A 25,512-nucleotide genomic window follows, 5' to 3' on the forward strand; every position below is an offset into this window, starting at 1 on the left:
CGAGCCCACCGGCACCGAGCGTTGACACGTCGAGCCACCCATACCCAACCATTCCCAGAGGCTGCCCCAAGCCGGCGCCGGGGCAGCGTTGCGGCGTCTCCGACCCACCCGCATACTGCGCCCCTCAAGCGGAAGCCGACCCGCCGCAGCCGGAGCCCGCCATGGCACGCATCAAGCTCGAGTTTCAGAACACGCAAGGCCACACCCTCTCCGGGCTCCTGGAGACGCCGCCGCCGGGCGTGCCGACGCTGCGTCATGCGCTGTTTGCGCACTGCTTCACCTGCGGCAAGGACATCGCCGCGGCGTCGCGCATCAGCCGGGCGCTGGCGGCCCGCGGCATCGCCGTGCTGCGCTTCGACTTCACCGGTCTCGGCAACAGCGACGGCGACTTCGCCAACACCAGCTTCACGTCCAACGTGCAGGACCTCATCGCCGCCGCCCAAGCGCTGGAGGCCGAGCATGCGGCACCGGCCATGCTCATCGGCCACAGCCTGGGCGGTGCGGCGGTGCTGGCGGCGGCGCACGAGCTGCCCAGCGTGGAGGTGGTGGTGACCATCGCCGCGCCCGGCAGCCCCAAGCACATCGAGCACCTGTTCAGTGGTGTGCGCGGGGAGATGGAGTCCACCGGCGAGGCCGAGGTCCAGGTGGGCCACCGGCGCTTTCGGATCAAGCGCGAGTTCCTTGACGATCTGGAGCATTATGCCGACGCCGAGCACATCAAGCGCCTGAAGCGGGCGCTGCTGGTCTTCCATTCGCCGGCGGACGAGATCGTGCCCATCGGCGAGGCGGCGAAGATCTATCAAGCCGCCAAGCATCCCAAGAGCTTCATTTCCCTGGACGACGCGGACCACCTGCTCACCGACCGGGAGGACTCGGAGTACGTCGCCGAGACCCTGGTGGCCTGGGCGAGCCGTTACCTCAATCTGCGCCGGCACGCAGCGGAGGCGGGGCCCGGCACGGCGCCGCACGTGGGCGCCGGCGAGGTGGTGGTCACCGAGCGCGAGGGCCGCTTCCTGCGCGGGCTCTACACCGAGCATCATCAGCTCTTCGCAGACGAGCCCAAGGCCGTCGGCGGCAAGGACCTGGGACCGTCGCCCTACGACCTGCTGCTGATGGCGCTCGGCGCCTGCACCTCCATGACCATCCGCATGTACGCGGACCACAAGGGCCTGCCGCTGGACGACGTGGATGTCCGTCTGAAGCACGAGCGCATCCACGTGGACGACTGCGAGGCGGACTGTGATGATGAGATCCGCGCCGGCGCCGACAAGCAGGGCCGCATCGAGCGCATCGAGCGCAATATCGACCTCACCGGCGACCTGACGGCAGCCCAGCGCGCCCGCCTGCTCCAGATCGCCGACCGCTGCCCGGTGCACCGCACCATGGAAGGCAATCCGCTCATGGTGGCACGGCTGGCGGGACAGGGCGGTCCGTCCTCAGGGTCCGACAGCGCCGACTGACACCGCTGTGCTCTGCGCCTTGGCGTCATCGACGCCTCCGGCCCCGACGTCCAAAGCCTCAAAACGCAAACTCCATCTCCCGAAAGATTCGCCCGGCATTGCGCCTTGCCAGCTCCTCGAAGGTATCCAGGTGTTGGTAAGCGGACTGGTCCACCTCATAGGCATCGGTCAAGCCGCCGCCGGCGTCGATGAGTGCGCCGATCTGCTCGCGCATGTAGACCAGATAATCCTTGGTGTACTTGGTCACCTCGGCCATGTCCGTCGGCTCGCCATGGCCTGGAATGACAATCTCCGCGCCGAGCGCCTCGAAGGCGTCCCAGGTGTCGATCCAGCCGGCGGTGTCTGTGTCCTCGAATACCGGCAGCAGGCGCTGATGAAAAGCGATGTCGCCGGCGATGACCAGCTTTTGCTCCGGCAGCCAGACGGAGATGTCGCCGGGGCTGTGGGCCGGGCCTAAGCTCAAGATCTCGATGCGCTGACCGCCGAGGGTCAGCACCTTCTTATCCTCGAAGGTTTCATCCGGCATGACCACCTGCGTGAAGCTGCCCTTGTCCCGGCGCCCCTGCCGCATCCGGTCCAGGATGTCCGCACCCCGGGCTTCGATCTTCGCGGCGGCGTCGGCATGGGCGATGATGGTCGCGCCCTGTTCCTTCCAGTAGTTGGCGCCGAGCATGGCGTGGCCTTGGCCGTTCTCCAGCACCACATATTTCACCGGCTGCTCCGTGACCTGCTTGATCTCCTCGTGCAGCGCCCGCGCCAGCAGATAATTGTCGCCGGCATTGACCACCACCACGCCCGCGTCGGTGACAATGAAGGACAGGTTGTTGTTGTGGCCCGCGTTCTCGTAGGTGGGCGGAGCCGTGGCGCCGATGGCGGACCAGACGCCGTTCGCCACCTGCTGGGGCAGGCGGTAGAGCATGGACTGCGGCGCCGGGTCCTGAGAGGTCACCGGCAGCCCGGCATCGCGCCAGGCGGAGAAGCCGTCGGCGTAGTTGTAGACCTGGGTGTAGCCCATGCGGGCCAGGGTCTGCGCGGCCAGGGGGCTGCGCAGATTGGTGCCGCAGTAGACGACCACCGGCGTGTCCCGATCCGTCACCGAGGTTTCGATCTGCAGCTCCAGCCAGCCGCGGGGGATGTCCAGATGCCGGGGCGCATCGATGCTGCCGCCCGCCCGCCAGGCCTCCCGGCCGGTGCGGATGTCCACCACCGCGGCGCTCGGCTCCCGCTCGATCAGCGCCGCCAGCTCGTCGGTGGTGATGTCCTGCACCGCCGCCTTGGCCTGGTCCAGCAGCTCTTCACCCGTCGGCGGCGCCGGCGCATCGGCGAGCGCCGCGGTCGCGAGCGGCAGTGACAGGGGCAGCAGGGCCCGGAGCAGCAGGCGGGGGATCAATCGCATGAGGTGACGGTCTCCAACTCAAATCAACCGGACGCGGCCGATTGCAGGCGGCGCATTCGCAAAGCGCGCGTCCCGCGTCCAGACCGGACAGTCCAGGGCATCGGCGAGGGCCAGGTAGGTGGCGTCGTAGGCGCTCAGGTTATCGCGATAGTCCCAGATGCGCGGCAGGAGCAGAGTGTGCGCGTAGCGCTCGAGTGGTAGGTCCGCCAGGTCGTCCAGTGCGGCGCGGCCACGTGCAGGGGGCAGCTCGCCGTTTCTCGCATAGCGGCGCAACGTCTGGGCGACCTCGATATCGATGAGCTGGGGTACGTTGAGGACGCGTGTAGGGTCCAGCAGTGTATCTGTCAGGGCCGGTGCATCATCCAATCGGAGCAGCAGGTCCACCAGCACGGATGCGTCAACAACGATCATGTCCGGCGCCGTTCGCCCTCCGGCCCTTCGCCGTCGCGCTCGCGTCGCAGGACCTCTGCGGCGGGCTCGCTGACCTGCACCGGCTCGCGCCGGCGGAGACGCTCGCGCATTTCCTCGGGTGTCGGCCGGCTCGCCAGGCGGCGCATGTGATCGATGAGGTAGTCCGATAAGGACATGCCTGCCATGGCCGCCCGCGCCTTGAGGGTGCGATGGAGGTCATCGGGGACGTTACGGATTTGGATGTTTGCGGCCATTGCGTTTGCCTGGTTGCATGCAATCTGCATGAAAGCATGCTGTGAGAAACGACCGCCTTCTGTCAAGGGCATGGCAGGCGGATTTCGGCGTCGAGACCATCCTGGTCGAACAGGCGCTCGATCTCGCAGGCGCGGGTGCTGTCCGAGATCTGTGCAAGAGCGCCGAGAATGCCGTTTGGTGGCTCAGGCGCTGCGCAGGCGCGTCAGCTTGACGAACGCAATGGCCGCGAAGGGAAGCACCAGCGTCAGCGCCATCACCGTCCACAGCAGCCAGCCGAGCTCGGAGTAGTCCGCCGGCACGGTCACGACGCCGTCTTCCTGGACTTCGCGGGTGACGGAAAAGATCTGGTTCAAGTACTTGGTGCCGAGCTGGCTTGCCGACAGGGCCAGGTTGACGAAGGACGACATTACGGCGAAGAAGGTCGCCTTGAGGTGCGCGGGAGCGGAGTTGGCGATCCATGCGAGCATCGGGATCATGGCCACCAGCCCAAGCGGCGACTCGACTGCGGTGTCCACCAGGGCGATGAAGCGCGCATCCACGATGCCGGCGGTGTGCGCGGCGGTCCACTCGTGCAGGCCGTAGTACATGGCCAGGTTGGGCAGGGACAGGAGCGCGGTCAGGACGGTGAGAAAGCCGACGATGTAGACGATGGAATGGTCCGCCAGGAAGCGGCGGAAGATGAACATGGCCGCCAGCGCCATGCCGCTGCCCACCAGCTGCAGCACGGAGACGAACTGCTGGTCGAAGCCCAAGTCGTCGATCATCCACCAGGTCTGACCGGCGCCGGGGTTGGGCAGGGCGCGGAAGGCGAAGATGACGATGGCCGTGCCGAGCAGGATGCGCGCGGCCTCCGGTGTGAGCTCCTTGAGCAGCCGGGAGATCAGAAACCCGACGATGGCCATGGAGCCGACGAAGACGATCTCCTTGTTGTACGACAGGTCGCCCAAGCCCACGGCCAGGGTGAAGAGCACGAAGGCGAGGCTGCCGCCGAGAATCCAGAGGTTCGGCTGGGTCCCCTGCTCTCCACCGTGGATGAGGCGCTCGGCTGCGTCGGTCTCGCCGAGGGCGCGCAGCCGGCGCACTTCCCGATGCTTCAGCAGGCTGCCGAGCAGCACGCCGGACACCGACGCGACGGGGATGGCCAGCGCCAGCTCGTAGATATGGATGTAGGTGGCGACCTTCGCGGTCTCATCCATGGCGTCGACGCCGCGGAACAGCCAGACGTTCAAGAGCGCCACGAACACCGAGCCGCCGATGATGGCCACGCGCCCGAGCGTCTGCATGGTGGTGTGCATGAGCCGGCGCCGCTCGGGGTCGATGGGCCGGCCCTGCTCGTCCAGCGTCGGCACGGCCTCCACCGTCATGGCATCGGCGACCACATCCTGCACCACATAGCCGAGCGGCGCCAGCAGCACGCTCAGCACGTACCAGGTCTCCACCGGCATGACGGCGCCCAGGGCCTCGGGCTGGGCCAGCAGGCCCAGCATGATGACCAGGCTCGCCGCGATGAGCCCGGCGCCGAGGTAGACCAGCAGCGCTTTCCACCGCCAGATCAGGTCCACCAAGTGCCCGAGCGGCATCTTGAGCGACCATGGGATCATGGCCCAGAAGCCGAGCGCCGCCAGGAATTCCGCCGACAGCCCCAGGTAGTCCTTGACGAAGAAGGTGCCGACGATGGCCGTGAGCCCCTGAATGCCCGCGGCCACGTAGATCATCAGCGGCGGCAGGTAAGACAGCCGCAGCTCCCGGCCGAGCTCCAGGACCGTGCGGTCCAGCCATTGATAGGCGCGTGCGTACATCCGGCGGAAGTGTGGGACAGCAGCGGGTAACGCAACTTTGCCGTGTGCGAGCGCCGGGCGCGTTGCCGGACAACGCTGGCAGCGGCAAACGGCGCGCCCGGGCAAACGGGGGCTCGGACCTCATAGGAGTCGCCGTCTGCGCGAGGTCGGTGGGTCCGAGCCGGCGCCGGCACGAGGTCGAGGCGGCCTGCAAGGGCGGGGTTATTGTACGCGGCGCTGCTGCGCCTGTTGCTTGACGCAGACGCCCTGTTTACGCGGCATCCGAGTCCGCGCGCACCCCGAGCGCGGCGCGGCGGGCTGCCGCCGAAGGCACGTCGGGGAAAAGGGCTGAATCCAGGGCCGCCAGCTCGCGGTCCTGTGCAATGGCGAGGTAATGCGGGTCATCGACGAAATGGCGCCAGCGCTCGAACACGGCATTGCGAAGATCCGCGCCGGGCGCCGTCCCGCTGAAGCTGCTGCCGCCGCCGAACGCCGGGACCTCCTGAAGCGCGGCTTCCGCCGCGGGGCGCATCGGGACCTCCAGCTCGCGAGCCAGCTGCCGGCGATACGCTGGGTCGAGCACGAATCTGTCGTACTTGACGACGGTCACTGGGCAGCTCAAAGGCCAGTCTTCATGCAGTGCGTTGGTCAGGTATCGCTTGCACCGCTCCAGTCTGCGTCGTGTCGTATCGGCGGGCTCGTCCTGCAATTGCATGGTACTGGCGAGCCAGTTGTAGGGGTCCCGCAACACCACCAACACCCTTAGGCAATGGCGATAGCGGTGGATGATCCGCCGCAGCAGCGGGTCGGCGGGGTCATGATCCTCCAAGGAGTAGAGCAGGGCGGCGAAGCGTCCCGCCGGCAAGCTCGGGTAGAGGTCTGCGGCCGTCTGGATACCGGAGTCGTCGATGGCATCCCCCTGGTAGACCACCCGCCTACCGGTCCTCGGCGTCAGCGCCATGGCGAGCCCGCGGCGGCGAAAGTGGCAGAAATTGAAGTGGATCGCCTCGCCGAGGCTCCGGCACAGCCAACGGATGATCAGATGCTGTCCGGACCTTTGCATGCTGAGCGTCAGGAACAGCCGCAGCGGCGTCTTCGCCTTCTCCAACGCCGCGAGCTCGACGGGGAGCAGACGCCCGATGCCGGCGCCGAAGGCCCCGGTCGACAGATTCTCGATCATCGGCTCCACCGGTGAGATAGGCTAAGGCGATACCGATTGATTGGTCATCCCGGCCAAAAATCGGACGAAGCCGGGCTTGTGCCCAAGGAGGCGGTCTCCCGGCTCCTTCATGTTCAGTGCCTCAGCGGCGCTGACAAGGGCCTGACATCCTGCCCTGCGGGACCCGCCGAAGGATTCGGCGTTCACCCAAGGAGATGCCACGGCCGGCGATCATTGTAGTACGGCCGACCGCCGGGGAGCGCCAGCCCTACGGCGGTGCAGCGGCTGTTGCGGCGGTTGCCGTCGCCAGGGGCCCTGTTCGGCTCGGCGTGCTGTCCAAGGCCCGCGATGAATCGGCCCTACCTCCGGAATCGCGTCCATGGACAATGGCTTGATCATGATGGAGTGACGGTGTCTGACTTCGAGGCGGCGATTCGCCGCGGCGCGATCTGGAGCTATGCCGGCCAGGGCTATATGACCTTGGGCAACTTCGTGGTCGGTCTGATTATTGCCCGGCTGCTCGGCCCGTCTGACCTAGGCGTCTTCATCGCCGTGACGGCCTTTACGTCGGTATTTCTGATCGGCGTGCAATTCGGACTGCCGCAGGCGATTCTGCAGGCGCGAACGCTGCGCGACGATCAAGTGAACGCAGCTTTCTGGAGTATCGCCGCTCTGGGCGTCATTTTCTTTGGCGTGCTTTGGTGGGTAGCGCCACGGCTGGCCGGGCTCTATGGCGCGGATGCCTTCGTGGGGGTGATGCGTCTCATGGGCGGCGTCTTTCTGCTGACGCCGATGACCGCCGTCGGCTTGGCATTGTTGCGTCGGGATATGCGCTTCGCCCGGGTGGCGGCCATCGATGCGACGGCGCTCACCATTTCGTCGGTGGTCTCTGTGGGCGCGGCGCTGCTGGGCGCCGGCGTCTACAGTCTGGTGCTGGGCACCTTCATCAGCATGCTGAGCATTCTCGTCGGTATACAGCTGTCGCATGCCTGGCGGCCGTCCTGGCCGCGGTGGCGACCGGTGCGCGGGCTGCTGCATTTCTCCAGCCGGACCATGGTCAACAATGTGCTGAATCTGACCACCAATCGGGTGGACAACATGCTCGTCGGCGCGATGTTGAGTACCGCGAGTCTCGGGCTGTACAACCGTGCGTATTCGCTTGCGCGCATCCCCGCCGAGCAGTTCGCAGAGAGTCTCGGTCCGCTGCTGTTCGGGTCCTTGTCCAGGGTTCAGGACGACGTGGCCAGGAGCAAGCGCCTCTACCTCACGGCCGCGCCTTTGATCGCTGCGGCGACCATGCCCTTCTTCGTGCTGCTCGGCGTGGCGGCACCGGATCTGGTCACGCTGCTGTACGGCGATGCCTGGAGCGGTGCCGGGGCGCCCCTGCGGGTGATGGCTATAGGTGCGGTGTTCTTCATGCTCTGCGTGACGCTGCGGTCGGTGGTCAACGCGCAGGGGCTGGTGGGTCAGCTCACCGGCATCCTGCTTGTGCTGTTCGTGGTGACGATTTTGCTGATTTTCGGGCTCGCGCCCCTGGGCCTGACGGCGATCGCCGCCGGCATCTCGGTGCGGGAAGCGCTGATGTTCGTGCTCATGATGCGCCTGCTCGGCAGATCGCGTCTGCAGCTTGGCGCTCGGGAGCTCACCTTTGCCCTGGCGCCGGTCTTGATTGCCGCGGCTGCGTGCTTGGCGGCGTCGCTGCTCGCGACGGCCTGGGCTGGCGCGGTCGCGCCCGATCACCGATTCCTGCGGGTGCTGGCCGTTGCGGTAGCCGGCTTCTCCGTCTACGCGCTGGCGCTGCTGGTGCAGATTTGGCTCTGGCGTAGTCATCCGGCGCTGGGGCGGATGCAGGAGCTGCTGACGACGGTTGGGGGCCGGGCGCTTGCGGGGCTGGCTGCCCTTGCGCGTTGACGCGCCTGCGCCCCAGAGACTGCCCAAGAATTCCGCATCGGTCGGGCCGAGGGCAGGGGGCGACGAACAGGCGGCTTCAGCCGGCGGGGCGTCGGGCGTCGTGCCTCAGCCCGATCTACGCCGGAGCGCGGCGCGCAGCGCTCGGCCAATTTCCGCTGCCCCGGACCCGCTGCTCCCGTCCGCCTGGCCCCCGGCCAGCGGCCGGCGCCGTCAGTTCCAGGCTAGCGTCGAGCGGGTGTGCCAATACGCATCCGGCGGCTCGGCGAGGGCTTGCGCCATGTCTGCGGCGCGGTCGTCCCAGTCTAGCGCGGCTGCCTTGAGGTTGGAGCGCAGCTGTGCCGTCGTCGCCGCGCCGCTCAAGACGACGTCTGCCCAGGGCTGGGCGAGTGCGCCGGCGAGCGCCATGCTGTCGATGCCGACGTTGCGCTCCTGCGCCAAGTCCGCCAGCATTCGGCTTGTCGCGCTGAAGTCCGGGTCCGTATTGCGGCTGGTGAGGCGGCCGTTGGCGAGGGCTTCCTTGATTACGACGCCCAGCCCGGCCGCGTGGGCCGCGGCCAGCGCAGGCCCGGCCGAGGGCTCCAGCAGATTCCAGGTTGCCTGGACTGCATCGAACAGAGGTACGCCGTCCACTTCGACAGCCAGGGCGCACTCCAATACCGCCGCCTGATCGGGGCCGCTCAGCGTCAAACCAATGAGCACGCCTCGGTCTTTGATGCGCGCGAGTGCTGTGTGCACGTCGGCTGCCTCCAGCACGCCGCTGTCGAAGGTCGCGGAATGGATCTGGTACAGGTCCAGCCAGCCGCCGAGGTTGGCGCCCGTCTCCTGCCATTGGCGCTCCAGCACTGGCAGCCGGTGGTCCTTCACCTCGTGCTTGTCCGCGTCCACGCGCCAGTCCGCCGTGTAGGTATATCCCCATTTGGAGGCCACGGTGACGGCGTCCGGCGGTATTTGCCGGGCTGCGAGCCAGGCGCCGAGGAAGGCCTCGCCGCGGCCGTAGGAGCGGGCGGCATCGAAGTAACGCACCCCGGCGTCCCAAGCCGCGTCCAGCACCGCGAAGGCGCGCTGCTGCATGGCTTCGACGCTGCGCCCGTCGGCGTAGTCGTTGGCATGGCCGAGGTTGATGTAGCCGGGGCGGCCCAGAGCGGCGAGGCCGAGACCGAGCCGCGTCACTTGCCGGCGGCCATTGGCGAAGGGGCGTTTGGGTAAGGGCGTCGGCACTGTCATATGAGAGGTGGGTGCTTGCACTAGGTAGAGCCGGTGGGTCGCCGCAGGGTGCGAGCGCCCCTGCGGCGATGAGATTGGGCAAGTGCTCCGATCTCTCCCGGGAAGGCCCGCCACTGTAGGTCGGATTAGCGATAGCGTAACCCGACAATCAACTGGATTGTCGGGCCTCCTGGCGTCGGCCCGACCTACGTCCGCACACGGGGGCGGCGGCCAGCGATATTTGTCCAACTCTCAAGCCATGCCCATCTCCTTGCCGCTGCTCATCACGCTGGGCGTGCTCTCGGCGCTGACGCCCTTCGCCATCGACATGTACCTGCCGAGCATCCCGGCCATCGCCCGGGACCTGAGCGCCCCCGTGGCGCTGGTGCAGCTGAGTGTAACGGTGTATGTGGGGGTGTTCGCGGCGGCACAGCTGCTGCTCGGCCCGCTGTCGGATGTGCTGGGCCGGCGGCTGCCAGTGGCCGGCGGACTGGTGGTTTTCGCGTTGGCGGACATGGCCTGTGCGCTGGCGCCGGACATGCACACAATGCTGGCGGCGCGGGCGGTGCAGGCGCTCGGGGGGGCGGCGGTGGCGGTGACCGTGCCGGCGCTGGTGCGCGACCTGTTCGAGCGCGACGACTACGCCCGCGTCATGGGTCTGGTGATGCTGGTAATGGGCCTCGCCCCGCTGCTGGCGCCGACTGTGGGCGGGCTGGTGGTGCTGTACGCCAGCTGGCGGTGGGTGTTCGCGCTCCTGCTCGTCATCACCGCGGTCACGGCCGTGCTCTTCTTGCGTCAGCTGCCCGAGACCCTGCCGCCCGCCCACCGGCACCGGCTGGCCCCGGGCGCTGTGCTGCGCAACTACGCGTTGCTGCTGCGTCATCGGGCGGCGCTCGGCTATCTGCTGACGGGCATGGCGAGCTTCGGCGGCATGATGATCTACATCGTTACCTCGCCCTTCGTCTACATCGACCTGCACGCCGTGCCGGCCGGCTGGTTCGGCCCGCTCTTCGGTCTCAACATCGCTGCGGCCATGGTATTCGCGTATCTGAACGCCCGCTGGGTGCCGCGCTTCGGCGCCGAGCGCCTGCTGCGCCTTGGGCTGATGGTGCAGGGTGGGGCGGCATTGTCGCTAGCGGTGCTCGCGCTGGCGTCGATGGCAGGGCATGCGCCGGCGCTGTGGCTCGTCGCGCTGGCTGCCGGCGGCTACATCGCCATGGCCGGCGTGGTCATGGGCAATGCCATGGCGGGCTTCATGGCCTTCTTCCCGCGCATGGCCGGCACGGCGTCGGCGTTCGCCGGTGCCGGGCGCTTCGGGTTCGGGGCGCTCGCGGGCTCTGTCGCGAGCCTGCTGCATAACGACACGGCGCAGCCGCTGTTGCTCGGCATGGCGTTCTGCGGACTGCTGGCGGTAGCAACCTACTTCGCTTTTTGTTGTAGCGCCGTGCCCGCAGCGGTAGACGGGCGCCGCGAGGGGGCCGCCAGCGAGCCAGTACCGCCGCGGACTTAAGCGCCGGTGCGGCTGCTTCGGTGTGGATCACGGCGCGGCGATACGCCCGAGCACCACCAGGCTCGGTTCTCGGTCCCCTTGCGCTCGCGCAGCGGCATCGCCGCGCGCCGGGCGCACGATGACCATCTCGCCGGATGCCGGAAGAACATCGGTGAGCGCCGTGATGTTCACCTGGTGGGTCACCAGCAGCAGCGGCGGGGCGCCGGCGCGGATCTGGCTTTGAATCAGGTCCAGCGCCGCCGCCGTGCGCTCGGACTCAGCGCCGCGGTCGCGGAAAAAGGAATTCAGGCCGTGGAAGGGCTCTACCGCCCCGAGCCCCAGCAGCCGAGCGGTGTCCAGGCAGCGGCACCATTGGCTGGAGTAGACACGGGCAGCGTCGATGCCGTTGGCCCGCAAGCGCTTGCCAATGGTCTTGGCCTGAGCGCGGCCGGCGTTGGAGAGGTTGCGCTGGGTGGTGCAATCGCCGAGGGTGAAATCCGCCGGGTCGTCGGTGCCGGGCGCCCGGGCGTGGCGCATGAGCACGGCAGCCTCCCCGGCGCGGAGCAACTGCCAGAGCTCGGTCTCATCCAGCGGCCCGTGCTGCGCGCGGGCCGTGCCGGTGGCGAAAAGCAACAGACCGAGTAGTAGGGTGAGGGTTCGTACAGGCTTCACGGCAGTGCCTTTGGTGGGGAGCTTATTCCCAGCGAAACAGCCTGGCCGCCGCCGCCAGCAGCAATGACGCAAGCGCAACCAGCAACAAGGTCTGCGGCAGAATCTGCACCAGGCCATGACCGTCGATCATGATGCCGCGGGCAGCGTCGACGACATGGGTCAGCGGCATGAGCTGCGAGACCCACTGCGCCGCCGCACTGGTGCCCTCCATGGAGAACCAGACGCCCGAGAGCAGCACCATGGGCCAGGCCATCAGGTTCAGCAGCCCGTCGGCGAGCTCCTCGGTGCGCAGCCGCGAGGCCACCAGCAGGCCCAGGCTGATCATGCAGAGGGCGCCGGCGATATAGATGAGCATCAGCGCCGCATAGGAGCCGCGCATCGGGAAGTCGAGGATGACCAGCGCACCCAGGTAGACCAGGACGCTGGAGGCCATGACCACCAGCAGGCGCGAGAGCACCTGCGCCGAGAGGAACTCCAGCGGGCGCAGCGGCGTCGCCTTCAGCCGGCGCAGCACGCCGTTCTTGCGGTAGCGCACCACCACCCAGCCGACGCCCCAGAGACTGGAGAACATCACGTTCATGGCGAGCACCCCAGGCAGCACCCAGTCCGCATAGCTGAGCGCCTCGCCGGCCGCGAGGCGTCGCTCCGGAGCCGCCTCGGCGCTGCGGGCATGGGCGCCCAGGAGCAGGCGCTCGACGATTTGGCCGTTCGGCGACTGGGGGTTCACCCAATAGCCGGTCACCGCGCCGCCGGGGCCGCGGGTGTCTACCAGCAGATCCAGCTGGTGGCGGGCGATCTTGGTGACGGCGGCGTCTTGGTCCGTGACCGGGACGAAAGTGACATGCGGCGTAGCGAGGAAGCCGGTCTCGTCGGCGGCGGTGTCCGGATCGCCGAGTACGCCGACCTTGAACAGATCGTCCGGCCCGCCGCCGAAGATGAACGCGAAGGCGACGATCATCATCACCGGCATCATGATGTTCCAGATGAGTCCCGCGGTGTCGCGGTAGAACTCCCGGTTGCGGGCGACGAGGACGGCTGCGATACGGTGCCACATGAGGGATGCTCGGTTGCGCGAGTCGATTGCCTGTCGGGATTCGGCGGCGGTGTCGTAAGCGGAAAAGCCAAATACTGAGGGCTGAGGGCTGAGGGCTGAGGGCTGAGGGCGCTTCTTTCGCCCTCAGCCCTCAGCAAGCAGGTGTCACCTTCAGGCCCGCAGACTATGCCCGGTCAGCTTCAAGAACAGGTCCTCGAGGCTCGGTGTCTCCACCCGCAGCGCGGTGAGCCCGGCGCCGATACGCTCCAAGTGCTCCAGCCCGACTTGGACTTCGCCGGTGTGCAGCTCGATCTCGTGCTCGCCGCGGCGCGCATAGTCCGGCAGGGGCTCGTCGGCGGGCCAGGCGTCCGCCGGCAGGCGCACCACGGCGGGCGGGAAGTGCTCGCGCACCAGCGTCCGGGGCACGCCCTGGGTGATGATATGGCCGTGATCCACGATGGCGATCTCGTCGCACAGGCGCTCCGCCTCTTCCATGTAGTGCGTCGTGAGCAGGATGGTTTTACCGCGGGCGCGCACCGTCTCCACCAGAGACCAGAAATTGCGCCTGGACTGGGGGTCGAGCCCCGTGGTGGGCTCGTCCAGGAACACGAGCTGCGGATCGTTCACCAATGCGATAGCCAGCAGCAGGCGCTGGCGCTGCCCGCCGGAGAGCTTGCGGGTGTCGCGGTCCAGGATCTCGCTTAGGTTACAGAGGCGGATCAGCTCGTCGCGGTCCGCGGTGCGCCGGTAGAGCCGAGCGAACATGGCGAGCGATTCGCCAACGGTCTGAAAGTCCTGCAGCGCCGTTGCCTGGAACTGGATGCCGATGGCCTCGCGGAACGCAGCACCCAGGGGCTGGCCGCGGAACAAGATCTGACCGCTGGTGGGGGTTTGAATGCCCTCCAGCATTTCCAGGGTCGTCGTCTTGCCGGCGCCGTTGGGGCCGAGCAGTCCGAAGCACTGGCCGGGCCGCACGCCGAAGCTGATGCCGTCCACGGCCTTGACCCCGGGAAAATGCTTTGCCAGCTCGCGCGCCTCGATCAGCGAAGCTGCGGCGGCGGCGGGTTGGGTTTGGACGGCGCTTTGCATGGCGGCAAGGTGGGGGCGCTCGCGGGCGTCGCCAGTCCCGCCCGATGCGCACTACGGGTCAGTGGTGCCCAGAGCTGGATGCCGCGGCACGGCCCGCACCGGCGGCTCCGTGTTTTACCGCAGCAGCGCTCGTCAAAAACAACGGGCCCCGGCGCCTGTGACGCCGGGGCCCGTTGCTGCTTCGTGCCCAGCAGTGCCGATGCCGGTGCCTTGGGCGCCGGGCGCTGCGGGCGCTGCTTACTCGCCCTGCTTCTTGGTGCTGATGTTGAGCGGAATATAGGCCAGGCAGGTACCGAAGTAGGCGGTACCGACGGCGATAAGGCCGAGGATGCCGAGAATCCAGCTCTGCCAGAAAAGGCCGGCCAGAATGAGCAATGCGCCGGCACCGTAGCGGATGTTGCGGTCCTGAAGACCGATGTTCTTGACCATGTCAGGGCTCTCGTTGAGTGGAGTGGATGTGATTGCGGAACGCTCGCCCGCCATCTTCGGGCACGCCGCTGCGGGCGCGGCGCTAGGTGGATAGCGGGCATCGGCGGGGGTTGGCTGCTCACCCGCCAAATACCATGCTGCCAGAAGGGTGAGTATACTGTCGACGGTCGCAAATGTCGTTGCGATCCGACAACCACCGACGGCGAGCACCCGCGTAGGCTGGGGACTGCGCTCGGTGGCGCGCCCGAGCTGTGGGACCATGGGACTCTCTCGCCGGCGGCCGAGCGCTGCCGGATGACGATCAGACAGTCGCCCTGCTCCGCAGTTCAAACCCCGTCCGCAGACCCAGACATGAATAGTTTTCAACTGTCGCGGCTCCTGTTCTGGGCCGCCATCCTGTTCCTCGCCTCGCTGGCGCTGAAACCCTGGCTGGAAGACCTCTTCGTCAGCATGCAGGCGGAGCCGCGGCCGGTGGCGGCGCGCGGTGCGCTCGCCGACGACGAGCAGGCCACCATCGAAATCTTCCGGACCGCGAGCCCGTCGGTGGCCTACATCGCCACCACGGCGCCGCTGACGAGTCCCTGGTCGCGCAATCTCACCCAAGTCCGCCGAGGCACGGGCTCCGGTGTGGTTTGGGACCGCGACGGGCACATCGTCACCAACTGGCACGTCATCGAAGAGGCGCGCACCGCGCGCGTCGGGCTGGCCGACGGGCGCACCTACAACGCCCGGTTCATCGGTGCGAGTCCGGAGCACGACCTCGCCGTGCTGCGCATCGGCGCTTCCGCGGCGCGCCTGCAGCCCGCCATCATCGGCGCCAGCGGGGACTTGAGTGTCGGGCAGAAGGTGCTGGCCATCGGCAACCCCTTCGGCTTCGACTACAGCCTCACCACAGGCGTGGTCTCGGCACTGGACCGCACCATCATGTCCGAGCTTGCCGGCGAGGTCCACGGTCTGATCCAAACGGACGCCGCCGTCAACCCGGGCAACTCCGGCGGCCCGCTGCTGGACAGCGCCGGGCGACTCATCGGCATCAACACCGCCATTTACAGCCCCTCGGGCAGCTTCTCCGGCATCGGCTTCGCCGTGCCGGTGGACACCGTGAACCGGGTGGTGCCGCAGCTCATCGCCCACGGCGAGTACGTGCGCCCGCGCTTGGGCATCTTCGGCGACGACGACATCGGCGGTCCGGTGCTCGAGGAGCTCGGCCTCGACGGTGTCCTGGTGCTGCGGGTCGAGCCGCAGTCACCGGCGGACCGTGCCGGGCTTCAGGGGACGCGCATCACCGGCTCCGGCGACATCGTGCCCGGTGACGTGATTCAGCGTCTGGACGGCGAGCCGGTGACCTCCATGCGCGAGCTGATCGATTCGCTGGAGCGCTATTCGGCGGGGGATACCGTGACCCTGGACGTGCTGCGCAACGGCACTCAGAAGTCGCTGGAGGTCACCCTGGGCGGTAGCTACGGGGACTTGGATTGACAGCATGCGGATCTGGGCCGAGTGACATCCATCCCTCCTGCGCAGCTGCAACAGCCTTACCCAGCGCGGGACGCTGCACCGACGAGCCGGTGATCGTCGCGCTCGCGCATTGCGGTTCGCGACTCCCGCAGCTGTGGGGAGGTCTCGCCCATGGTGGGCGCGCCGACGGCGGTGTGTATCCGATGTCCATGAAGGTTGCGCTCCGGTGCTTGGCCATTGCCCTGATGGGCCTGGTGCTTGCGGGCTGCGGCGGAAAGGTCATGGCTCCGGCGCTCAACGGCACCCAGGACGCGCGTCCGGTCTTTCTGATCGACCACGGCCGGCACGCCAATCTGGTGCTGACGCGCGCCGACGGCACCATGGTCCGGTACCTTTATGGCGACTGGCGCTGGTATGCGAAAGGCGACACCGGTGTTCTGCGTACCCTGCCCACGCTGTTTGCGGCCACGCCATCCGCGCTGGGGCGGCAGGTCTTGACCGGCCCGGCGACGGCGGCTTCCATTCGCCGCCAGGTGCGACGAGAGATCCAGGGTCTGCATCGACTGACCGCGGCGGGTGCGCGGATCGACCGGCTCGACCGACGCCTGCGCCATTATTTCGAGCGCCAGCGGAAACAGGCTCACTATAACGCCGCTTTGGCCGTGGAGTTCGTGCCGGGCGAGCGCCCCTACACCCTGTTCGGCAACTCGAACCATGTCGTGGCGGAGTGGCTCGAGGCGCTCGGTATCAGGGTCCGCGGCAATCCGGTCTTCGGGGGCTGGCGGATCGCAGGCGCCGAGGCGTAGCGTCGCTAGTCGATCAGCGGAAAGCTCACGGCGATGGCGCTGGCGAAGGCAAAGGCGTTGGTGACGGCGGCCACCAGAGGCTGGCCGGTGCGCCGATAGATCCAGCCGCTGAACAGGCCGTAGACCAGAAAGAGCACCAGGATGGCCGGGATGATGATCACCAGGAAGAAGAGCTCGCTCAGGTTCAGCGCCACCGCGAGCATCAGCGAGACCAGAAACAGCGCCTTGGTGAGCGCATAGGCCGCCCGCGGCGCCCCCGGCCCGCGGGTCAGCCACTCATCGGCCACGAACCAGACGAGGGTACCGGCGAAGAGCGCGGCCACCGTGGCAAGGCGGTGCGGTGCCGGTAGGTAGCTGGCGACGAAGAGGTCCGTGGGCAGCGACAGGGCCAGGGTCTCGAACACGGCCACCATGGCGATGGCGGTCACCAGTGCGCTGAGCGAGGCGCCGCCGAGCCGGGGCAGGGTGCCCAGCCGCCAGAGGCCGATGAGCGTCAGCAGGCCGTAGAGCCCGAAGTGGAGCGCGATGTAGTCGCCGATGGCGATGGCCAGGAAGTCCGTCGGCACCGGCCAGAGCAGCAGCGGCGTCAGCAGCGCCGGCACCACGGCGATGGGCCAAAAGCGCCGCCAGCCCCAGTCCGGCTCGGCGCCGGCGCCGAGGCGCTGCGCCGACACCGGCGGCAGCCGCAGCGCCAGCGGCCAGGCCAGCAGGAGCACGCCGAGGTAGTAGAGCCCGAGCCAGGGCGGGCGCTGGTCGACGCCGCCGGCGACTGCCGCCGAGACGGGCGCGTGCTCGCCGAAGGCGGCATCGAGCCAGTCCAGGGCGGCCTGCAGGGCGGTGGCGCTGTAGAGCACGCCGATGTGCTCGACGCCCTCGGCGATCACCAGCCGGCGGGCGGTGCCGTCCGCGAAGCTGCCGTAGGTGGTGTCGGTGGCTATCGCATCGGCGTCCACGTCGGCCACGGCCGCGACCGCGGCGCGTCCCTGCTCCTGAATCACCTGCGGCTCCCAGGCGCCGTAGATGAAGAGCAGATTCACCGCCGGCAGTCGGTCCACGGACAGCGACAGATAGGGCGAGACGGCCACCAGGGCGCGCACGCCGGGGTGTCCGCCTGCGTCATCGTTGGGGGCATCGTTGGCATAGCGCGTGGCGATGTCCCCCGCCATGGAGTGCCCCAGCAGGGCCAGCGGCGCATCGGCGTCCGGCAGCGTGCGGGCGTGGTCCACCACCGCCGAGAGGGCGTCGAGCAGCGCGGCGGCGCGGGCCTCGTCGCCGATCCGCCCGGCCAACGGCTGGGTGTTGCGGCCGTGACCGGGGAAGTCGAACACCAGTGCCCGGTAGCCGGCCCGCGCCAGGCTCACGGCGAAGGGGTGCATGAGCTGCCGCGAGCCCGCAAAGCCGTGGGCGACCACCACGACGGGCCCCGGCGGGGCGTTCTTCGCCTGGAACAGGGTCACCGGGATACTGCCCACCTCAGTGCTGTCAACCTCCAGCCCGGCATAGGTGGCGAACAGCCCGACGGCGCCGGCGAGCATCGCGAGCCCGCCCAAGACCGCGGCCAGCCAGTGGGCCGGGTGCCAGCGTGCGGCCTGGGCGGCCGTCCCTTGCCTGGTGCGTTGGAGCACGGGTCGGGCGCCGGCGCTCAGAAGCCCTCGGTGGACGTGAACAGGCCCACGCGCAGGTCTTTGGCGGTGTAGATCTCGCGGCCGTCCACGTCCATGGTGCCGTCGGCGATGCCGAGCACCAGCTTGCGCGAGATCACCCGCTTCATGTGCACGTGGTAGGTGACTTTCTGCGCCGTGGGCAGCACCTGCCCCGTGAACTTGACCTCGCCGACGCCCAGCGCCCGGCCGTGCCCCGGATTGCCGATCCAGGCCAGGTAGAAGCCGACGATCTGCCACATGGCGTCCAGCCCCAGGCAGCCCGGCATGACGGGATCGCCCGGGAAGTGGCAGCCGAAGAACCACAGCTCCGGCTTGACGTCCAGCTCGGCGACGATCTCACCCTTGTCGTAGTCACCGCCGTGATCGGCGATGCGCGTGATGCGGTCCATCATGAGCATGTTGGGCACCGGCAGCTGGGCGTTGCCGGGGCCGAACATGTCGCCGTGGCCGCAGGCGAGCAGCTGCTCGCGGTCGAAGGATTCGGTTCTGCTCATGCGCGCTGTGGGTCCTGTGCGTTGGCTTGGGTGGCCCGCGCCGGCTCCCCCAGGCGGGCGGCCGCCGAGGTGGCGGCCTGGATGGATGGCGTGCGGGCTCAGGCGGCGAGCCTGCGCTCCAGGAAGGGGACGATGTCGTCGAGGCCGATCAGCTGCATGTCGGCGTCGCTGCGGCCCTTGTACTCCACCTGGCCGTTGTCCAGGTGCTTGTCGCCCACCACCACTCGGTGCGGGATGCCGATCAGCTCCATATCCGCGAACATGAAGCCCGGGCGCACGTCGCGGTCGTCCAGCAGCACCTCGATGCCGACGGCGTGCAGGCGCTCGTAGAGGTCGTCGACGGCCTCGCGCACCCGGAAGGACTTGGCGTATTTCATGGGCAGCAGCGCCACCTCGAAGGGCGCGATGGCCGTCGGCCAGATGATGCCGCGGTCGTCATGGCTCTGCTCGATGGCGGCGGCGACCACGCGGGAGACGCCGATGCCGTAGCAGCCCATGGTCATGGTGACCGCCTTGCCGGCCTCGTCCAGCACCTTGGCCTGCATGGCCTGCGAGTACTTGGTGCCGAGCTGGAAGATGTGGCCCACCTCGATGCCGCGGGCGATGGTGATCCGGCCGGCGCCGTCCGGGCTGGGATCGCCCTCCACCACGTTGCGCAGGTCGGCGACCGCCGGCAGCGGCAGGTCGCGGCCCCAGTTGAGCCCGAGCCAATGCTTGCCGTCGGTGTTGGCGCCGGCGCTGAAGTCCGCGGCGACGGCGGCGGCGCGGTCGACGATGCAGGGCAGGGGCAGGTCCTTCGGCCCCAGCGATCCGGGACCGGCGCCGACGGCGGCACGGATCTCGTCTTCGGTGGCCATGCGCAGCGGGCTCAGCACCCCCGGCAGCTTCTCGGCCTTGACGGCGTTCAGCTCGTGGTCGCCGCGCACCAGCAGCGCCACCAGGCCCTGCTCCTCGCCCGTCTGCGGATTCGCGGCGGCCACCACCAGGGTCTTGACGGTGCGCTCGATGGGCTGGGCGAAGCCTTCCACCAAGTCGGCGATGGTCTTGGCGTTCGGGGTGTCGATGATGCGGGCGTCCTCGCTCGCTGCCGCCGGCGCGTCCGTGGGGGCGACGGCCTCCGCCAGCTCGACGTTGGCGGCATAGTCGCTGTCGGTGGAGAAGGCGATGGCGTCTTCGCCGGAGGCCGCCAGCACGTGGAACTCGTGCGAGGCATTGCCGCCGATGGCGCCGGTGTCCGCCTGCACGGCGCGGAAGTCGAGCCCACAGCGGCGGAAGATGCGGCTGTAGGTGTCGTACATGACCTGATAGGTCTCGCCCAGCGAGTCCTGGTCCAGGTGGAAGGAGTAGGCGTCCTTCATCAGGAACTCGCGGGCGCGCATGACGCCGAAGCGCGGGCGCACCTCGTCGCGGAACTTAGTCTGAATCTGGTAGTAGTTGACCGGGAGCTGCTTGTAGCTTTTCAGCTCGTTGCGCGCGAGGTCGGTGATGATCTCCTCATGCGTGGGGCCGAAGCAGAAATCCCGCTCGTGCCGGTCCTTGATGCGCAACAGCTCCGGGCCGTACTGGTCCCAGCGCCTGGACTCCTGCCACAGCTCCGCCGGCTGCACCGCCGGCATGGAGACCTCCAGCGCCCCGGCGCGGTCCATTTCTTCGCGCACGATGCGCTCCACCTTGCGCAGCACCCGAAGCCCCAGGGGCAGCCAGGTATAGAGGCCGGCGGCGAGCTTGCGGATCATGCCGGCGCGCAGCATCAGCCGGTGGCTCGCGATCTCCGCGTCGGCCGGGGTCTCTTTGACGGTCTGGAGCGGAAACCGGGACGTGCGCATGGCGGGTGGCGGCTGGCTGGCACAAAGCCGCTGAGTCTAGCCGCGCGCGCAGGACCGGGCAACCTGAGAGGCGGGCAGCCACTTGCGATCGTGACCTGACTCCGACCCCGGATTGCTATGATCACGCTTCTGTCGCGAGACCTTCGAGAACAGACATGGCCCTGGCGCAGGAAGACATCCAGTTCATCAAAGACCACCTCGGGGAGTGGTTGGCGGAGCAGTCCCTTGGCAAACCGCCGGCCGTCTACGAGATCGAGCTGCGCGAGCGCATGGACCGATTCATGATCTGGTCCTTCGGCACCACGCTCGGCGCTGCCGGGCTGGTGGTTACCTTGGTCAAGTTCTGGAATCCCTGAGCGCCCGACCCCGCCCGAGTCGGCGGGGGCCGCGTCGGGCTTTACGGACCGCCCGCAGACCGACGGCCGTGGGGTTGGCCGCCACCGGCGAGAGGGTAGAGCGCGTCGCTCCGACCAGCGCCGCCTTGAGCCGCGCCGGGAAGCTTGCTCAGCCGAAGGTGCGCCCGTCGAAGCCGAACAGGTGGCGGGGCGGTGACGCGAATTCGATGTAGACCCGCGCCTTGGGCACGCCCAGGTGGCGTTCGATGAAGTCGCAGAGCGCAGCGGATAGCGCCGGGGTGCTGTCTTCTGGGAGGCCCAGGCTCTTCAGCTCCAGATACGCGCAGGGTGTTACATCGCCACCGAAGCTCATGTCGGCGACGGGCTCCACTAGCACCATGACAAACCCCTCGGGCTTGCCGAGGAGCTTGGCGACGGCGGCGGAGGCGGCCTGCAGCAGGTCATCCCGCGGATGCGGCGGCAGCTCGGCGTTGGTCTTGATGATCAGCGTGGGCATGCTTTGGTCTCCGTGGCAGTGGGTATGCGGGCGGCGGACGAGGGCTGGTGCCGGACCCGCTCGTGATGGCGGTCTGTTCATTCGCAGCGTTTTCGCTGACAACAGGGTCTTGACCGCTGTTACCGGGTTCACGTATTTTGGAGCGTTCGCCGGCATCTAGTGCGCCGTGTGCCGGCAATGGCCGCTTCCCTCGGCTGCTGCCGATGTGTCCCGTTGTGTCAGCGGGCGCTCCGCCGTCCGTGTACCGCGCGGTGCGCGGTTGGATGTCTCGCGCGCGCACGCAGCAAATTATGAGCACTTGCGCGGACCACCCGCCGCCACCACTGCCTGCTGCCGGTAAGTGTCTTCGAGAGGTCAGTCCCCCATGGATCAAGTCAAGCCGGATCAACTCACCCCCGAGCAGCCCCGGCCGGCTGCCGGGCCTCGCCCGGAGACGGCAGCGCCCGAGCTGAGCGGCGCCGAGATCACGGTACAGGCCCTGATCGACGAGGGGGTCGAATTCGTCTTCGGCTATCCCGGCGGGGCGGTGCTGCACATCTATGATGCGCTGTTCAAGCGCGACGAGGTCAAACACATTCTGGTGCGCCACGAGCAGGGCGCAACCCATGCCGCCGACGGCTATGCCCGCGCCACCGGCAAGGTCGGCGTCTGTCTGGTGACCTCCGGCCCCGGCGCCACCAATGCCGTCACGGGCATCGCCACCGCGCACATGGACTCCATCCCGATGGTGGTCATCACGGGGCAGGTGCCCACGCCGGTCATCGGCAGTGACGCCTTCCAGGAGGTCGACACCGTCGGCATCACCCGGCCGTGCGTCAAGCACAACTTCCTGGTGAAGCGTGTGGAGGACCTCGCCGAGACCATCAAGAAGGCCTTTTTCATCGCCAGCTCCGGTCGGCCCGGGCCTGTGGTGGTGGATATTCCCAAGGACGTTACGGACCCGAACGTCAAGATCCCTTACCGCTATCCGGCGGAGATCGCGATGCGCTCCTACAGCCCGGCGCAGCGGGGTCACCAGGGGCAGATCAAGAAGGCCGTCGAGAAGATGCTCGCGGCCAAGCGCCCGGTGGTCTACACCGGCGGCGGCGTGGTGCTCGGCGATGCGTCGGAGGCATTGACCGCACTGGTGCGCGAGCTCGGCTTCCCCATCACCAGCACGCTGATGGGCCTCGGCGCCTATCCGATGACGGACCAGCAGTTCCTCGGCATGCTCGGCATGCACGGCACCTACGAGGCCAACATGGCCATGCACGAGACGGACTGCCTCATCGCCATCGGCGCCCGCTTCGACGACCGTGTCACCGGCAAGATCGAGCACTTCTGCCCGCATGCCGAGATCATCCATGTGGACGTGGACCCATCGTCCATCTCCAAGACCGTCAAGGTGCACGTGCCCATCGTCGGCCCGGTGCAGACCGTGCTTCAGGACATGCTGGCAGTGGTCAAGGACACCGGCGGCCGCCCGGACCGGGACGCGCTCACGGCCTGGTGGCAGCAGATCGACGATTGGAAGGGCATCGACTGCCTGCGCTACGACCGCACCAGCCCGGTCATCAAGCCGCAATTTGCGGTGGAGACCCTGTACAAGGTCACCAACGGCGAGCTCTTTCTGACCTCCGATGTGGGTCAGCACCAGATGTTCGCGGCCCAGTTCTACCCCTTCGATAAGCCGCGGCGCTGGATCAACTCCGGTGGCCTGGGCACCATGGGCTTCGGTCTGCCGGCGGCCATGGGCGTGCAGCTGGCCTTCCCGGAGGCGCCCGTCGCTTGTATCTCTGGCGAGGCGAGCATCCTCATGTGCATCCAGGAGATGGCCACCTGCAAGCAGTATGATCTGCCCGTGAAGGTCGTGCTGCTCAACAACGGCTATATGGGCATGGTGCGCCAATGGCAGGAGTTCTTCTACGAAAGCCGTTACGCCCATTCCTACGTGGACGCCCTGCCGGACTTCGTACAGCTCGCCGAGAGCTTCGGCCATGTCGGCATGCGCGTGGAGAAGCCCGATGAGCTGGAGGCCGCGATGACCGAGGCCTTCGCCATGAAAGACCGCTTCGTATTCCTCGACGTCATCGTCGACCCCGCGGAGAACGTCTATCCGATGATCGCCGCCGGCAAGGGCCACCACGAGATGGAGCTGCCGCCGACGATGTCGGAGCGGGAGTTGGCCTGATGCCGGTCGCGGCAGCGTCTTTCCGCGGCGCATCTCTCGTTGGCCATAGTACGAAGTACGAAGTACGGAGTACGGGGGCGAGGCGCTCTGTACGTACTCCGTACTCCGTACTCCGTACTTGAAGCTCCGTTCTCAATACTCAGCGCTCGAAGCTGTTTCTGGAAGCACATCCGTATGCGCCACATCCTTTCAATGCTGGTCGAAAACGAATCCGGCGCGCTCTCGCGCATCGCCGGGCTGTTTTCCGCCCGCGGCTACAACATCGAGTCCCTCACGGTTGCGCCGACGGACGAGCCGACGCTCTCGCGTATGACCCTGGTCACCAGCGGCAATGACGACATCGTCGAGCAGATCAAGAAACAGCTGAACAAGCTCATCGACGTGGTGAAGCTCCAGGACCTATCCGAGGGCGAGCACATCGAGCGCGAGATGATGCTCATCAAGCTGAAGGCCGCCCGCCCGGACCGCGAAGAGCTGAAGCGCCTCACCGATATCTTCCGCGCCAAGATCATCGACGTGACCGACGTGAGCTATGTCGTCGAGCTCACGGGCGCCTCGAAGAAGCTCGACGCCTTCATCGAGTCGGTCCCCGAAGGTCTGATCACCGAGGTCGTACGCTCGGGACCGACCGGTATCTTGCGCGGTGAGAAGGGATTGACCCTCTAGGAAGGGCTGAGGGCTGAGGGCTGAGGCAAAGATCCCGCCCTCAGCCCCCAGCCCTCAGCCCTTTCTTGGCAGCTGCCGCCAAAACCGCAGCCTTTGCGAACTCTCAGATCGAACCAGGATTCCAATCTCATGCCCATCAACGTCTACTACGACAAAGACGCCGACCTTTCGCTGATCCAGGGCCGCAAGGTGGCCATCATCGGCTACGGCTCCCAAGGCCATGCCCATGCCAACAACCTGAAGGACAGCGGCGTGTCCGTGGTCGTCGGTCTGCGCCCGGGCAGCGCCTCCGCGGCCAAGGCGACCAATGCCGGGCTCGAGGTGCGCGACATCCCGGCGGCCGTGGACGGTGCCGACGTGGTGATGGTGCTGGCCCCCGACGAGCACCAGGCGAAGCTCTACAAAGATCAAATCGAGCCCAACATCAAAGAGGGCGCGGCGCTGGCCTTTGCCCACGGCTTCAACATCCACTTCGGCGCCATCGAGCCGCGGGCGGATCTGGACGTGATCATGATCGCGCCCAAGGGTCCGGGCCATCTCGTGCGCAGCACCTACACCCAGGGCGGCGGCGTGCCCAGCCTCATCGCCGTGCAGCAGGACGCCACCGGCAGCGCCCGCGACGTCGCCATGGCCTATGCCAGCGCCAACGGCGGCGGCCGCGCCGGCATCATCGAGACCAGCTTCCGCGAGGAGTGCGAGACCGACCTCTTCGGCGAGCAGGCCGTGCTCTGCGGCGGCCTGACGGCGCTGATCCAGGCCGGCTTCGAGACCTTGGTGGAAGCGGGCTACGAGCCCGAGATGGCCTACTTCGAGTGCCTGCACGAGGTCAAGCTCATCGTCGACCTCATCTACGAGGGCGGCATCGCCAACATGCGCTACTCCATCAGCAACACGGCGGAGTACGGCGATCTCACCCGCGGCCCGCGCGTCGTCACCGCTGACACCAAGGCCGAAATGAAGCGCATCCTGGGCGAGATCCAGTCCGGCAGCTTCGCTAAGGAGTTCATCCTGGAGAACCAGTCTGGCGCCGCCTCCATGAAGGCCATGCGCCGGCTGGGCCAGGAGCACCAGATCGAGCAGGTGGGCGAGCGCCTGCGCGAGATGATGCCCTGGATCCGCGAGAAGCAGCTGGTGGACAAGTCCAAGAACTAAGCTGGACCCACTTGGCATCCTCGTTCCCGGGCTCCGCCCGGGAACGCGGCCGCGAGGCTCCGCCTCGCCTGCCCGATCCGAAAGGCAGAGCCTCCAGGCCGGCTTTCCAAGCCGAATACCTTGGGTAACTATTGCCCGC

General features: G+C 67.8%; 23 protein-coding genes. 9 read left to right on the forward strand and 14 right to left on the reverse strand.

What is annotated here, in order from left to right:
- The first annotated feature begins 161 nt into the window (after positions 1 to 161).
- Complete coding sequence (locus CKO31_RS02950; RefSeq protein ID WP_200233919.1) at positions 162 to 1,460, forward strand: bifunctional alpha/beta hydrolase/OsmC family protein; 1,299 nt, start codon at positions 162 to 164, stop codon at positions 1,458 to 1,460.
- A gap of 58 nt (positions 1,461 to 1,518) precedes the next feature.
- Here the strand turns inward: CKO31_RS02950 and CKO31_RS02955 are convergent, their stop codons facing one another.
- The 5 genes from CKO31_RS02955 to CKO31_RS02975 all read right to left on the reverse strand — a co-directional run bounded on the left by CKO31_RS02955 (position 1,519) and on the right by CKO31_RS02975 (position 6,480).
- Positions 1,519 to 2,856: a rhodanese-like domain-containing protein gene (locus tag CKO31_RS02955; RefSeq protein WP_200233931.1), complete on the reverse strand. Its 1,338-nt coding sequence runs from the start codon at positions 2,854 to 2,856 to the stop codon at positions 1,519 to 1,521.
- 18 nt (positions 2,857 to 2,874) lie between these two features.
- The gene (locus CKO31_RS02960) at positions 2,875 to 3,267 is read right to left on the reverse strand and encodes a type II toxin-antitoxin system VapC family toxin (protein ID WP_200233932.1); all 393 of its coding nucleotides are present in this window, start codon (positions 3,265 to 3,267) and stop codon (positions 2,875 to 2,877) included.
- Positions 3,264 to 3,521: a FitA-like ribbon-helix-helix domain-containing protein gene (locus tag CKO31_RS02965; protein WP_200233933.1), complete on the reverse strand. Its 258-nt coding sequence runs from the start codon at positions 3,519 to 3,521 to the stop codon at positions 3,264 to 3,266. The genes CKO31_RS02960 and CKO31_RS02965 overlap by 4 nt, the downstream gene beginning before the upstream one ends.
- Positions 3,522 to 3,704: 183 nt before the next feature.
- Positions 3,705 to 5,321, reverse strand: a complete 1,617-nt coding sequence (locus tag CKO31_RS02970; RefSeq protein ID WP_200233934.1) for an MFS transporter — start codon at positions 5,319 to 5,321, stop codon at positions 3,705 to 3,707.
- Between the two features lie 250 nt (positions 5,322 to 5,571).
- Positions 5,572 to 6,480, reverse strand: a complete 909-nt coding sequence (locus CKO31_RS02975; RefSeq protein ID WP_200233936.1) for a hypothetical protein — start codon at positions 6,478 to 6,480, stop codon at positions 5,572 to 5,574.
- Positions 6,481 to 6,870: 390 nt separating this feature from the next.
- Here CKO31_RS02975 and CKO31_RS02980 point away from each other — a divergent pair, with 390 nt between their 5' ends.
- The gene (locus CKO31_RS02980) at positions 6,871 to 8,370 is read left to right on the forward strand and encodes a lipopolysaccharide biosynthesis protein (protein ID WP_200233938.1); all 1,500 of its coding nucleotides are present in this window, start codon (positions 6,871 to 6,873) and stop codon (positions 8,368 to 8,370) included.
- Between the two features lie 210 nt (positions 8,371 to 8,580).
- On the opposite strand, the gene CKO31_RS02985 is transcribed toward CKO31_RS02980, so the two are convergent.
- Positions 8,581 to 9,594 (reverse strand): aldo/keto reductase, encoded by a 1,014-nt coding sequence (locus CKO31_RS02985; protein WP_200233940.1) that lies wholly within the window; start codon positions 9,592 to 9,594, stop codon positions 8,581 to 8,583.
- A gap of 220 nt (positions 9,595 to 9,814) precedes the next feature.
- On the opposite strand from CKO31_RS02985, the gene CKO31_RS02990 reads away from it, so the two are divergent.
- Positions 9,815 to 11,083, forward strand: a complete 1,269-nt coding sequence (locus tag CKO31_RS02990; RefSeq protein ID WP_242475103.1) for a Bcr/CflA family multidrug efflux MFS transporter — start codon at positions 9,815 to 9,817, stop codon at positions 11,081 to 11,083.
- Positions 11,084 to 11,110: 27 nt separating this feature from the next.
- On the opposite strand, the gene CKO31_RS02995 is transcribed toward CKO31_RS02990, so the two are convergent.
- The 4 genes from CKO31_RS02995 to CKO31_RS03010 all read right to left on the reverse strand — a co-directional run bounded on the left by CKO31_RS02995 (position 11,111) and on the right by CKO31_RS03010 (position 14,285).
- Complete coding sequence (locus tag CKO31_RS02995) at positions 11,111 to 11,734, reverse strand: histidine phosphatase family protein (protein WP_200233942.1); 624 nt, start codon at positions 11,732 to 11,734, stop codon at positions 11,111 to 11,113.
- Positions 11,735 to 11,756: 22 nt separating this feature from the next.
- On the reverse strand, positions 11,757 to 12,788 hold the full coding sequence (locus CKO31_RS03000; RefSeq protein WP_200233944.1) for an ABC transporter permease: 1,032 nt from the start codon (positions 12,786 to 12,788) through the stop codon (positions 11,757 to 11,759).
- A gap of 150 nt (positions 12,789 to 12,938) precedes the next feature.
- Positions 12,939 to 13,856: an ABC transporter ATP-binding protein gene (locus CKO31_RS03005; protein ID WP_200233946.1), complete on the reverse strand. Its 918-nt coding sequence runs from the start codon at positions 13,854 to 13,856 to the stop codon at positions 12,939 to 12,941.
- A gap of 237 nt (positions 13,857 to 14,093) precedes the next feature.
- Positions 14,094 to 14,285 (reverse strand): YgaP family membrane protein, encoded by a 192-nt coding sequence (locus CKO31_RS03010; protein ID WP_200233948.1) that lies wholly within the window; start codon positions 14,283 to 14,285, stop codon positions 14,094 to 14,096.
- Positions 14,286 to 14,636: 351 nt separating this feature from the next.
- On the opposite strand from CKO31_RS03010, the gene CKO31_RS03015 reads away from it, so the two are divergent.
- A complete protein-coding gene (locus CKO31_RS03015) occupies positions 14,637 to 15,764 on the forward strand; it encodes a S1C family serine protease (RefSeq protein WP_200233949.1) in 1,128 nt (375 codons plus the stop codon).
- Positions 15,765 to 15,853: 89 nt separating this feature from the next.
- Positions 15,854 to 16,549 (forward strand): hypothetical protein, encoded by a 696-nt coding sequence (locus CKO31_RS03020; RefSeq protein WP_200233952.1) that lies wholly within the window; start codon positions 15,854 to 15,856, stop codon positions 16,547 to 16,549.
- A 5-nt stretch (positions 16,550 to 16,554) separates the two neighbouring features.
- On the opposite strand, the gene CKO31_RS03025 is transcribed toward CKO31_RS03020, so the two are convergent.
- The 3 genes from CKO31_RS03025 to CKO31_RS03035 all read right to left on the reverse strand — a co-directional run bounded on the left by CKO31_RS03025 (position 16,555) and on the right by CKO31_RS03035 (position 20,533).
- On the reverse strand, positions 16,555 to 18,174 hold the full coding sequence (locus CKO31_RS03025) for an alpha/beta fold hydrolase (protein WP_322789081.1): 1,620 nt from the start codon (positions 18,172 to 18,174) through the stop codon (positions 16,555 to 16,557).
- A 17-nt stretch (positions 18,175 to 18,191) separates the two neighbouring features.
- The gene (gene fabA, locus CKO31_RS03030; RefSeq protein WP_200233955.1) at positions 18,192 to 18,707 is read right to left on the reverse strand and encodes a 3-hydroxyacyl-[acyl-carrier-protein] dehydratase FabA; all 516 of its coding nucleotides are present in this window, start codon (positions 18,705 to 18,707) and stop codon (positions 18,192 to 18,194) included.
- 98 nt (positions 18,708 to 18,805) lie between these two features.
- Entirely contained in the window at positions 18,806 to 20,533 is a 1,728-nt protein-coding gene (locus CKO31_RS03035; RefSeq protein ID WP_200233958.1) for a proline--tRNA ligase, read from the reverse strand.
- Between the two features lie 155 nt (positions 20,534 to 20,688).
- On the opposite strand from CKO31_RS03035, the gene CKO31_RS03040 reads away from it, so the two are divergent.
- Positions 20,689 to 20,889 carry a hypothetical protein gene (locus CKO31_RS03040; protein ID WP_200234014.1) on the forward strand — a complete coding sequence of 67 codons (201 nt, stop codon included), beginning with the start codon at positions 20,689 to 20,691 and terminating at the stop codon, positions 20,887 to 20,889.
- A gap of 148 nt (positions 20,890 to 21,037) precedes the next feature.
- Here CKO31_RS03040 and CKO31_RS03045 read toward each other — a convergent pair whose 3' ends face one another.
- Positions 21,038 to 21,385: a phenylpyruvate tautomerase MIF-related protein gene (locus tag CKO31_RS03045; RefSeq protein WP_200233960.1), complete on the reverse strand. Its 348-nt coding sequence runs from the start codon at positions 21,383 to 21,385 to the stop codon at positions 21,038 to 21,040.
- 364 nt (positions 21,386 to 21,749) lie between these two features.
- On the opposite strand from CKO31_RS03045, the gene CKO31_RS03050 reads away from it, so the two are divergent.
- The 3 genes from CKO31_RS03050 to ilvC all read left to right on the forward strand — a co-directional run bounded on the left by CKO31_RS03050 (position 21,750) and on the right by ilvC (position 25,373).
- The gene (locus tag CKO31_RS03050) at positions 21,750 to 23,555 is read left to right on the forward strand and encodes an acetolactate synthase 3 large subunit (RefSeq protein ID WP_200233962.1); all 1,806 of its coding nucleotides are present in this window, start codon (positions 21,750 to 21,752) and stop codon (positions 23,553 to 23,555) included.
- Between the two features lie 174 nt (positions 23,556 to 23,729).
- Positions 23,730 to 24,221 (forward strand): acetolactate synthase small subunit, encoded by a 492-nt coding sequence (gene ilvN / locus CKO31_RS03055; RefSeq protein ID WP_200233967.1) that lies wholly within the window; start codon positions 23,730 to 23,732, stop codon positions 24,219 to 24,221.
- Between the two features lie 135 nt (positions 24,222 to 24,356).
- Positions 24,357 to 25,373: a ketol-acid reductoisomerase gene (gene ilvC, locus CKO31_RS03060; RefSeq protein WP_200234013.1), complete on the forward strand. Its 1,017-nt coding sequence runs from the start codon at positions 24,357 to 24,359 to the stop codon at positions 25,371 to 25,373.
- The last annotated feature ends 139 nt before the right edge of the window (positions 25,374 to 25,512 follow it).

The sequence above is a fragment of the Thiohalocapsa halophila genome, from assembly GCF_016583825.1.
GTDB lineage: Bacteria > Pseudomonadota > Gammaproteobacteria > Chromatiales > Chromatiaceae > Thiohalocapsa > Thiohalocapsa halophila.